Raw genomic sequence first — 11,926 nt, forward strand, 5'->3', positions numbered from 1 at the left:
TCTCTTTTCTTTCGCGTCCTCTAAAGCGTTTTTTCTGTCGTTATTGCTTCAGATTTGCGAGTGCAAAAGTAAGTAATGTTTTTCATCTGACCAAATGTTTCTGAAGAAAATTTTAAAGTTTTTTTTTCATTAACCCTAACCTCTCATTTCATTCAATCTCTATACTCCTACGCTCCCTTAATTGGGACTGCAAAGATACAAACTTTTTTGACTTTTCAAAATAAATCTTTATTTATTTTTTTATCAGCCTCTCGTTCTTAATTACTCTTCTGCGCTACCTACTATCTCTCGTTTTCAGTGGGGCAAAAGTAGTACTTATTACCCTACACTTCCAAAATTATTTAACTTCAGATTCGATATAGTGGAAAAGTATTTAGCTAAGTAACTGGTATTACATAATTTAAAAACTCAATATACTTATCCACATTAACCAATTAATTTCTAACAGAGGATATAGATGGAGTTTATTGGCAGAATAACCTTATTATTATAGTGGAAATGATTTAAAAGAAACCTCCCTAAAAAGCTTTATTATATAAAAATTGAAACTTTTTGTGAATCCAACAGCTATTCTTCTGTTTACTATTTTATCGAAATGTTTCAGATGATAGATTTTTTAGCTCTATAAATAGGTATAAAAGAAAACTTCTTTTCTGTATAAGAGCAATAATACAAAAAGGACGAATACTCTAGCCCCGATAGTAACGGCTACCCCGCAGTAAGCGTGGCTCTTAAAGAAGGCGATGGAACGAGGAGTATGAGTGGATAGCGGGATTAAGCTTCTAAGAAAAAAGGGAAAGATGAAGACTTCATCGTAGGTTAATAAATTATCTGATCAGAAAAACCGCTTAATAAGTACCTTATATATATAGTATCCAAGAAGGCATCCAATAATATCTGCCACTATATCTAAGGTTTCCATAGATCTTCCAAGACCCATCTCTTCCTGCAATATTTCTGTAAGGAAGGCATATATAAGGATGATCTGAAAGAAGTAAGAGAATTTGATTTTGGGGAAAGTTGCAATAAAGCAAAACCCAAGCATTGCAAATATACTTACGTGCAAAACTTTATCGAATCCATTGAACATAAAAAAATATTCGTGGTTCTCTTCTCCGGGCTTGAGAAGCATATAAGTAAGAAATGCCCAATAAATGGGCAATATCTTACTAAATATTTTTGAAATTCTATCCAATGATAGCCTGGTATTCTTCCGCAGAAAGTAAATCAGACTGATCTGCACCATCAGCAATCTCTAATTTAATGATCCATCCATCACCATAAGGGTCAGTATTCAATAATTCAGGTTGAGCTTCTAACTCTGAATTGAATTCTGTAACTTTTCCTGCGATAGGTAAGAATAGATCTGAAACAGTCTTTACTGCTTCTACACTTCCAAATACAGCTCCATTGTCAAGATCGTCATCTACAGTATCTATATCAACATATACAATATCTCCAAGCTCTCCCTGTGCAAAATCTGTAATACCAATAGTAGCTACGTTTCCTTCAATCTTGATCCACTCGTGATCTTTAGTGTACTTTAATTCCGATGGTGTGTTCATTTTTTGATTTTTATTATTCTACAAATTTATTCAAAATTCTATAAGCTCCAAAAAAAGAATGTTTGTTTATTTAAAATGTTTTTAAAGCTTATCACTGTAGCAAAGCTTAATTAATTTATCATGCTGTAAATATACTTCCATCTGTTTTTATTACATGTACTCTATTTAAAAGAAAATCCCCTTCTATGACAAGAAGGGGATCAACTAATATGGAAATAATTGTTATTTAAAAGCCTCCGGAATCGCCAAATGTAAATGTTGCAGACAATCCAGCTCTAACAGTTGATAGCGGGAATGCTGTAGAGATTTTGTATTTAGAAGTCATTTGCTCATAGAATACTCTTAAGTTTAGATTTTCAGAAACATTATAATCTGCAGAAAGCTTTATGTTCATTAATCTTTGTCCTCCTGTAAGTTGAGAATCATCTAATAATATATTCGTAACACTTGTTCTGCTATCTCTCAATGAGAAGTCTCCACGGATATTGAGATCACTTCCCTTACCTTTACCTCGTCTTCTGGTGTCATTCACACCTAATCTGAAGTTACGGATGATATATCCTAGTCTAACTACATATTCTGTGTTTGCATCTTCTGTAAGCGTTTGGTTAACCAATCCTAATAACAACATTCTGTTTCTGTTGTATTGAATACCAAACTGCATATTGTTTCTCATAGTAACATCAACTCCAATCAATGGTGAGAAAGATTCCACATATCCTACCTGAGAGAATGTAAATGGATTGATTCTATTTCCATTCACATCAAAGAGACTACCATTGGTTGAAATCGCATTAAAATAATCAATACTTGACTGAATTCCCGTTGCTGTATAAGTAGCATTATAACTATGTAAAATATCAAACTTAGAGAACTGACCATTGATAATTGGTACATTTCTTAAACCTGAATAAGTTACCTTCCAGTTTGGAATTGGTAATCCTGCTTTTTTGGCATCTCCAATTGCTTTAGGAGATTTCCCTTCAACTGCTGCCCTAAATGCAGGTATTAAAACATATGCATTACCAATACCATATCCGTCAGTGAAACCATTATTATCTGTAGTAGCAGGATTTCCCATTTGCTGAGAAATAGCTCGCGCGTTCTGTCTAATGGATTGATATACGGCTGCACCATCCTTGAAGGAAGTCTTCAAAAGTACCACGGAATTTGAATAAGTAATCAAATCATTCGCAAATGTATAATCATGATTGGTTCTACCTAGATTAAGTCGATTATTATATCCTGTCTGTGAAAAATTTCTATTATAATTATGCAATACACTGACATCAATCCTTAAGTCATTCATTGGCACAACCTGCAAATTGGCTCTTAGTTCTCTTGTTGACATTCGAACGTATGGATCAGTCATATAGTCGGAACCACTCACCCAACCATTCTCAATTACTGTTCTTCGAATATCTGCTTGTGACCCTAATAGGAATCCAATAGTAGGACCACCTAACGTTTGTCCATACCCATACCAATTTGGTGCAGATAGCAAACCTGGTAATACAGTTCCATTATTTTCTGAATAGTTAACATCCAACTGTTTTAAAGAAGTAAGTAAAAATGCTGCACTTTGTAAAACAGTCAGTCTATTTTTAAACTTATAGTTTTTAAACTTATATCTTTTCTTTTCCCATTGCTGTGTATACACATTATTCAATGAGTCAATCTCCTGCTTACGTTTTGAAAGTTTGGTCGCTATGTTTTTGAAATATTTGAACTGACCAAAGAACTTAGGGAAATCAGCTGTTGCAGTTGCTTGAATAACATTAGTGTTTTGTCCTATTGATCCTAAACTTTCTGATTTTTGAGTATCTGGATTAACAAAACTGTATAAAGCAGTAGATCTGGCATTCCAATTATAAGTAAATCCATAACCTAATTCGGCATCGATAAAATCAAGGTACGGTAAGTATTGGAACGGCAGTTTATAATTTAACTGTACTCTATGGTTATATAAGACAGGTCTTCCCGCTCTGAATACATTTCCAAAAATTGAAGAATTATCCATTGTATTTACATCAACGTTATCATTCAATGTTCTTGTTGCAGAATTGATCTCTAATTTTAATGATTTCGTAAAATTAAATCCTAAACCATATTGCCATCCAAAATAGAAGTTTCTATTTCTAATCGCTTGAGATTGATCATTAAAATTACCATTGATAATAGCATCAACACTTCGGAACTCAAGTTCATTGTAATTCCTATCAATTTCTGTTCTGAAAGAGAACCTTGTAGGAATTGGATTAAGATTAAATTCTTTGACCCATCTCAAATACTTCGTTGACTTAGCCGTATCACTAATCATCTTATTAAATGGCTTGATCACCCAAGGTTTGAAAGTATAATTATAATCTACATAACCTCTAAGATACTGTCGATAATTTTTCTTGGTATAAATATCCCTGAAGAAATCATCGTTGTACACTGCAGTAACTGAAACATTTTCTACATCATAAAATTTAGGTTTCTTATTAGGATTCACTCTTTCCTTATGCATATTAACAACTCCTAAACTTCTCTGTTGAGTGTAGGTTCTTGCTACCTTTTTGAGCTGCTCTCTGTTTGGTGCATTCTTAAACTCAACGTCTGTATCTAGTGGATTATACTTAGGATCTTCAATAGTTTGTGCGTAAGAATAATTAACCGGAATCTTAACCCCTGTTTTTTCAGGAAGGAATTTATCTAGATTAATAGCAGTATTAATACTAAATGCTGACTGTGTAGACTGGTTTCTTTCTGCAGGTTTTGAATCAATATTTCCAAATCCAACTGATGTATAAGACCCATTGGCGTTTACTACTGCAAAATCACCAAGATTAAAGTTTAAACTTGCATTTCCTGCATACCCTCCTTTATTATCAATCTCCGAAAGTCGAATTTCATTAACCCATAATATTCTATCAGGAAGAGCTGCCCTAGTATCTCCATTCCTAATACCGATTACTATAGTTGTGATATTTCCTAAACTTGGACGTCCTTTAATATAAATATTTTTAAGAGCATCCCCTTCACCAAATACTGCATCTCTAATTCTCTTTGAAATATCATTTGGTGCACTTTTATCTCTTCTAATCTTCGCATCAACGAAATTTTGAATTTCCAGATCAACATCATTTTCCATAGGCCATATCTCCATTGGAGTGGTCGCTGTTTTTGCTGTGATCTTCAATGAAGATTCATATTCATAGTAATTATCTGCAGCATCACTTCCGAAGCGGATAAAAAATTTAGTTCTCGGATCCATACCATCACCACTTCCAGTAGGATCTTCAGCATGTACAAAAAGTTTTAACTTTTTATACCTTCTCATATCTAATGTTGTGTTTTTAAACACCCCTCTTGATTGTCCAGACGGAAGACTCTTGACTTTTAAATACAATGAACTTTCATTTTGTCTTTGTACACCTGCGTTTCCACTTAGGATTTGTCTGTCTATTCCTGGAGGCAAAACATAAGGAGGTTGATTTAGAGCATTTTCTTCAATATTAACACTTCCTATTTCAAAATTTGCAAGGTCACCGGAAGATAAATCATTAACCCCTTCAGTCCCTGGATCAGTAGCCCCAACTTCTCCTGTCGCTGCAGTTTTTTTAGGATATTTTCTCCAGTCTGACCTTACTAAATCCATTGTTCCAAATCTTATGGTAGAAGTCTGATCAAAACCTGTCAATAACATTCTTGCAAATCTTACATTATTAAGAACTCCAGGATTATGATCTCCAGCATCCATTACATATTGTGAAACAGGAATTCTGAATAAGTACCATTTTACAGGTGATGTCTGTCCATTTTGAAATTGTGCCTGAACTGTTTTTACATCAACAATATTATTATCCCCTAAAACTAAACTTCCTGGATCTAACTTAATCTGATATTCGTTATAGTTCTCACTTTGATCAAGGTTATAATCTTTATTGATATCTTCTGCATCAGGAGTTTGAGAAGAAACCTCTAATGAGTTACTTTGTGAGTTTCCTTCAGGACCTCTGAAGTATTTATATCTCTGAACCAATGATGATGCCTGAGTTCCAGTAAACCTTGCTGACATATAGAATACAAAATCATCCACCGCAGGGTCAGCAATATTGGTCACTGGATTGGTAAATGTATTTCCAAATCTCATGGACTCCTGGTCTGAAGTTAAACCATCATATCCGGCATCCTGTACAGTCCTGTCTTGTCCTTCACTTGAGAAAGCATAGAGAATAGGAGGTTGTTTTGGTTGTGTTCCCCAATTTGAACTTGTTGTAACTGATGGTGCAGAACCTGTTGGCAATCCATTTTCATACTGCATAAAACCATCTTTTAGTACATCTTCAGACACGTTACCTAACTGAAGTAATAATTTTGGATTAGCTCCTAAATTATTTCCATCAGCATACGGATCCATCATCCAAAATTCAACATATTCAATATTTGAATTCACAAAATTGGATACACTAATAGGCCTCATAATACCTGCCCATCTTTGTTGGGTAGCCTCATTATTCGGATTGACATTATAAGGACCTTTTTCCGCTGGGTAGTAAGAAATATCAAATGTGTTGGTAAAAGTTTGCTCACCAGCAACAAAATCTCTGTTATTATAAATCTCTGAATATTGTACCCTTCTGGAAGCATGATTGGAAACTGATTGAGGAGTAATCCCTGCAGGAGGTCTTCCTCCTACTCCCCAGAACCTAGGGTCAATAGTATACCACGATAAAAGTCCTCTTCCATATCCATTCGTAAGATCATTGCTGGCACCTGCACCTTGGAATACCCCACCTGATTTTTCAGGTTTAGAAGCTAAACTCCATGCTGCAGGCTCTTTTAATGATATTTTTGATGTGGTCTGTTCAAAATCATCAATATAGGATTGATCATTTGTTCCTTTATTTAATCCCGGAAGTAAGTAGGCACCCTCCATTTTAAAGTTTAAATTGGATGGAGCTTCGGTCTTCACCATTGGAATTTTATTGGTGAGTCTTGTAAGGAAAGGAAGCTGGTTGTTGTACATCAAATTAATTCCAGCCATTGTATTATTAACAGCCTCCTGCCCATAATTTACCTTTTGGGTAAGTGGAGATTCAGAATAATTGACAACAGTAGCTCCTAAAATAAAGTTTTCATTAAATCTTCTCTCGAGATTTAATCCTAGAAATCGTTTTCTTTGAGTATTAAAAGTTAATTGATTTTCTAACGAAATGTTAATAGCCTGTCCGGACTGTTTTACATTTTCGTTGATAATGGTAACCGTTCCTAGCATATAGTCTACGGTATAATCTATTCCTTCTGTCAGTTGGACACCATTAGCAGAAACTTTTACAGAACCTTGAGGAACATTCACTGCACCCAAAGAGATTCCCTGCCCTGCTGTTCCTTTGTATCGTCCTTCAAGTGTATAACGTTTAGGGACATATGTTGCAAACTGTTTTTGTTGATTATAAATATCTGTTTGAACAAACTGAGGGTTACTTGATCCCAGAACACCCGCCATGTAGCTACCAAAAGGTTGTGTTTTCGTGAAAATAACCTTACCATTTTCTGGTCTGATTGTGATTCCGTTTACAAAGTCAAATATACCATCTCCTGTGGTTCCACCACTATTGTTCTGTATATCTCCGTTCATGTTCAAACGATCCCAATTCAATAACTTCAGTAAGTTGATATCTTTAACACTTGTATTGGGAAGGTAGTTTACTTTACCTCCGGTTTGAGCATCTCTGTAAAGCACATTCAAGATGAATCCATCCTGGCTTATTTGCCCGGCATCTAACGAGTAGATATTCTTCATCATCAATGGCCACATAGGAGAAGATACATTCACCGTAGTGTTTGATCTTAAAACTTTAGTAATAAGAACAGGGCTCTCTTCCGAGAATTCCCCTACTTTATATACTTTATTGGCTCCGTCCGTATAGGAATAGGAAACCGCTAAAAGCTGGCCGTCATTTAATTTCTGATTTAATGAAATATACCCCAGCTTAGGTTCCAATGTATATTCGCTGGTATTTAATCTTCTTGCTTTTTTATTAAAAATAAAGTTTTCCCCTTCTACATATGGCACCGAAGCCCCAGTTGCATCTGGGAGAGACTGATTTTTGATAAGATCGTTATAATTAATACCGGGATCTCTTGTCCCCATCGTAGTTGAAATCGCCTGATAAAGATTATTGTTAGGGTTGTCAGGAAGTATTCCGTCCTTATCTCCTAAATCTCTAATTCCGACAATACTTTTTTGAGCGGCAAGATTACTATTTCCTTGATCCAATACCCAGACTTCCATCCTCGTGATATTAATTCTCGAATTGATCTGAGGATAATTGGTTAGCGCCCTATCATAGTTATCTAAGAAATAATGTCCTACAAAGTAGTGTTGATTGTCTTCATAATCTATCGCATCAATCTTAAAGGTATTTACAGCACCACCACCCTGGACTACAATATTTCGAGCTTCTCCCTGTTGTTGGGAAAGTACTACTGTTCCAAAAGTTTTCCCTAGCTGGAATTCCGTTTTAACCCCAAATAAAGACTGAGAACCTCTAATTAAACTTGTAGAAAGGGGCATGTTAACATTACCAAATTCTACTCTTTTGATGATCTTATCTTCAGATCCGGCTCCTGGTGCATTGACATCGCCAAGTCCTTTTTGCTGCAAATCTTTCCAGCTTCCCTTTGCTTGCCAGACCAAGTTCATTCTGTTCTCAAATGCAAAACCACTTTGGGTATCATAGTTGGCTTTTAACTGAAGGTTCTCCCCAACTTTCCCCAACAACCCAAGCTGAATCCTCTGATTAATATCAAAGGTAAAACTGGTTCTGTTTTGTGGTAAAATTAATGGGTTATCGATCTTTTGATAAAGACCGGCAAAGTCAAAGGATGCAAATCCTGTAGGAATAATTTCTATTTTATTACTTCCAAAAATAGTTTCAAAAAGCTTGTTACGAATGGTTAAAGCAGGAATTAAGCCTTTTCTCTGTGCATCACTTTTATCTTTTCTGAAAAGTAAATTGTATTTGTCTGATTTATCTTTGTAATAGGCTTTTGTCTGACTTGCGAGCATAAATTCCTTATACTCTTGGGGAGACATAGCTGTCGGTGGCCCTGTTACCGTATTTCCAATCTTAGGATATACGTAGTACATTCCGGTTTTTATATCGTAAAATGCTTCGAATTGTGTAGGGTCCGCCAGTTCGTAGTCTTTCTTAATAATTGCGGTGTCTCGTCGTACCTGTGCAAAAGTACTTACTGACATACACAAGAACGACAGGAACAGGAATATATTGAGATACTTATTATTTGCCACCAAATGTTAAAGGTTTTTTAAAATTTGTTTCACCAATTCTTCTACTGAAATACTTGGATTTTGTTTTATCATGCGATCTGCAATCTTCTCGCTCATGCGTTTAGGAATTCCTAAAACTTCTAATGCAGATAACGATTCTTCCTTGATTTTATTATTTGCAACTGTAGAAATATTTTCTTCCGGGTTGCTGAATTTTTGGACTTTATCCTTCAAATCTACGATGATTCTTTCTGCTGTTTTAGCCCCTATCCCTTTAGCTTTTTGAATCAATGCACTATTGCCTGAAAGTATCGCTGAAGCAATCTCATCAAGGCTTAATGTCGACAACAAAATAAGAGCAGAAACTGCTCCAACACCATTAACACTTATTAACAGATTGAACATTTCTTTTTCTAAACGACTGTTAAAGCCGAATAGTAAATGTGCATCTTCCCGAATAATCTGTTGAATAAATAAAAAGGTCTCCTGATTAAGTGTCAGAGTTTGTGAGGTCATTAAACTAATGCCCGTATAGTAACCAACTCCATTGACGTTGATTACAGCATAAGTTGGCGTAAGTTCTTGAACAATGCCTTGTAAAGAAAATATCATTATAATTTTTTAAAACTCCCAAATATAGTAATTTAAACTAATTAATGTTTTCATTTCACGTACGAATGATTTTTAACTTAAATTTTGAGGTGATATTCAATCATTTGGTTTAAAAACAAAAAACTCCAAAATTTGGAGTTTTCAATATTTATTTAAACAATTTGTTAAAAAAGATTACTTTTTTGCTTCTCTTCTTTGAGCATCAAGAACAGCAACAGTAGCCAGATTTACAATTTCATCTACGCTTGAACGCATTTGTAAAACGTGTACAGGTTGCTTTAATCCCATAAGAATTGGCCCTATCACCTGAGCTACTTTCATACCTCTGATAATCTTGTATGATAAATTAGCACTTTCAAGATTTGGGAAAATAAATGTGTTGGCTGGAGTTTCTCCTAATTTTGAAAAAGGATAATCACTAAGATGATCAGCATTCATTGCAAAATCAGGTTGGATTTCTCCGTCTACAATCATTTTAGGATATTTTTCGTGCAAGATGCTTACAGCCTTTGCTACTTTTTTAGAAGTATCAGAAATCGCTGCAAAATTTTCAAATCCAAGCATCGCAATTCTTGGTTCAATAGCAAAAGACTTAACTGTAATTTCAGCCATTTTTGCAATATTAACCAGGTCTTCTGCTGTAGGATTATTATTGATGGATGTATCTGCAAAGAAAATAGGTTTCTTTTCGGAAAGGATCATCATCATCGCCGCCACTTTGTCTACTCCTTTTTCCTTTTCAATAATTTCTAAAACAGGACGTAAAACAGATGCATAGTTTTTAGAAAACCCAACAATCAAGGCATCTGTATCTCCATGTTTCAACATTAAAGGACCGAAATAGTCTCTCTGACGAACATATCTTTTTGCTTTATACTCGTTCATCCCTTTTCTTTGACGAAGTTTCCAAAGCGTTTCTCTGTATTTTTTTCTATTTTCCTCCTGATCGTCGTCACTAGGATCAATAATCGGAACATCAAGGTTAATTCCATAACGCTCCATCTGTTCTTTGATATATTTCTTTTCCCCTAAAAGACTTGGATATGCAATTCCTTCTTCATAAAGAATCTGAGCCGCTTTCAATACATTATATTCCTCAGCATTTCCTAATGTAACTCTCTTTGGATTAGATTTTGCGCGGCTTTGCATCATTCTTACAAGCTTCTCATCTCTTCCCATTCTATCAAGAAGCTGATGTTCATATTCTTCAAAATCAGAAATCGTTTTACCTGCAATTCCACTATCTATAGCCGCTTTTGCTACTGCACTTGAAACTCGGGTAATTAATCTGTTATCAAATGGTTTTGGAATAAAATATTCTCTACCAAATTGAAGATTCTGAAGGTTATAAGCTAAAATAACAGCTTCTGGAACTGGTTCTTTTGCCAAATCAGCAATAGCATGAACTGCCGCCAACTTCATCTCTTCATTAATCCCCCTTGCCTGCACATCCAATGCTCCACGGAAAATATAAGGAAACCCTAGTACGTTATTAACCTGGTTAGGAAAATCACTTCTTCCCGTAGCCATGATCACATCTTTACGAGTTTCAAGTGCTAAATCGTAAGCGATCTCAGGGTCAGGGTTGGCTAAAGCAAAAACAATAGGATTTTCATTCATACTGCTTAGCATCTCCGGAGTCATCACATTTCCTTTAGATAATCCAACAAATACATCAGATCCTTTTACAGCATCTTCTAAACTTTCAATATCTGTCTCTACAATAAAATCTAATTTTTCAGGAGTAAGATTTTCTCTTTTGTGATTAATAACTCCTTTGCTGTCGCACATTAAAACATTTTCTTTCTTAAGGCCTAAAGAAATATAAAGTTTGGTACATGCAATTGCAGCAGCTCCTGCTCCATTTACAACCATCTTCACATCTTCAATGTTCTTATTGGCAATTTGCAAAGAGTTAATCAATGCTGCCGCAGAAATAATTGCAGTTCCATGTTGGTCATCATGCATCAAAGGAATATCCAGCTCTTCTTTTAACCTCTGTTCAATATAGAATGCCTCAGGAGCTTTTATGTCTTCAAGGTTGATTCCACCAAAAGTAGGTGCAATTCCTTTTACAATCTGGATAAATTTATCAGGATCTTTTTCATTGATTTCAATATCAAAGACATTGATATCAGCAAAAATTTTAAATAAAAGGCCTTTTCCTTCCATTACCGGTTTTGAAGCCTCTGGTCCGATGTCACCTAATCCTAAAACGGCAGTACCATTAGAAATTACCGCAACAAGATTTCCTTTTCCGGTATAATCATAAACTGTTTCTGGTTTTTCGTGAATTTCCATACAAGGAACTGCAACTCCCGGAGAGTACGCCAGAGACAAATCTCTTTGAGAAGAATGCGGTTTTGAAGGAATGACTTCAACCTTACCTTTAGGTTCAGCCTTATGATAATCTAATGCGGCTTGATTAAAGTTCTTTTCGTCGCGATGGATTTTATTTGACATAGAA

General features: G+C 35.2%; 5 protein-coding genes. All 5 read right to left on the reverse strand.

Translation table 11 applies throughout. The features are described 5' to 3' along the window. Positions 1–835: 835 nt before the first annotated feature. Positions 836–1,246 carry a VanZ family protein gene (locus JHL15_RS00005; RefSeq protein WP_200241252.1) on the reverse strand — a complete coding sequence of 137 codons (411 nt, stop codon included), beginning with the start codon at positions 1,244–1,246 and terminating at the stop codon, positions 836–838. Then, the gene (gene gcvH, locus JHL15_RS00010) at positions 1,188–1,565 is read right to left on the reverse strand and encodes a glycine cleavage system protein GcvH (RefSeq protein WP_200241255.1); all 378 of its coding nucleotides are present in this window, start codon (positions 1,563–1,565) and stop codon (positions 1,188–1,190) included. The genes JHL15_RS00005 and gcvH overlap by 59 nt, the downstream gene beginning before the upstream one ends. A 226-nt stretch (positions 1,566–1,791) precedes the next feature. Beyond that, positions 1,792–8,817 carry a T9SS outer membrane translocon Sov/SprA gene (gene sov, locus JHL15_RS00015; protein WP_200241257.1) on the reverse strand — a complete coding sequence of 2,342 codons (7,026 nt, stop codon included), beginning with the start codon at positions 8,815–8,817 and terminating at the stop codon, positions 1,792–1,794. Between the two features lie 57 nt (positions 8,818–8,874). Then, the gene (ruvA, locus tag JHL15_RS00020; RefSeq protein WP_200241260.1) at positions 8,875–9,459 is read right to left on the reverse strand and encodes a Holliday junction branch migration protein RuvA; all 585 of its coding nucleotides are present in this window, start codon (positions 9,457–9,459) and stop codon (positions 8,875–8,877) included. 174 nt (positions 9,460–9,633) lie between these two features. Continuing rightward, the gene (locus JHL15_RS00025) at positions 9,634–11,922 is read right to left on the reverse strand and encodes an NADP-dependent malic enzyme (RefSeq protein ID WP_200241262.1); all 2,289 of its coding nucleotides are present in this window, start codon (positions 11,920–11,922) and stop codon (positions 9,634–9,636) included. Positions 11,923–11,926: the final 4 nt, after the last annotated feature.

Source organism: Chryseobacterium paridis, assembly GCF_016595215.1.
Classification (GTDB): domain Bacteria; phylum Bacteroidota; class Bacteroidia; order Flavobacteriales; family Weeksellaceae; genus Chryseobacterium; species Chryseobacterium paridis.